1 pseudogene is annotated in these 299 nt (G+C 29.8%); it reads left to right on the top strand.

What is annotated here, in order from left to right:
- A pseudogene (locus KA926_RS03465) lies at positions 1–275 on the top strand (protein rep); the annotation flags it as partial.
- Between the last annotated feature and the right edge of the window lie 24 nt (positions 276–299).

Raw genomic sequence — 299 nt, 5'->3', positions numbered from 1 at the left:
ATAATGTAAGTTATGCAGATATACTAGAAATCTTAAAAATTAAAAAGGCTTTTAACGTAAAACAATGTGGTAACGTCTTAGAGTTCAAGCCTACTGATGAAGGTTATTTGAAGTTACATAAGACATGGTTTTGTAAATCAAAATTGTGTCCAGTTTGTAATTGGAGGCGTGCTATGAAAAATAGTTATCAAGCTCAGAAAGTGATTGAAGAAGTGGTTAAAGAAAATCCAACTGCTCGTTGGTTATTTCTTACTTTATCGTCTAAAAATGAAATATAAGTTGACAATTTTGTACAAATT

The organism is Staphylococcus sp. GDY8P94P (genome assembly GCF_017892255.1).
In the GTDB taxonomy this organism is placed as follows: Bacteria; Bacillota; Bacilli; order Staphylococcales; family Staphylococcaceae; genus Staphylococcus; species Staphylococcus cohnii.
Note: the sequence above shows the minus strand (reverse complement) of the source record. Positions and strands in the feature narration are given on the sequence as shown.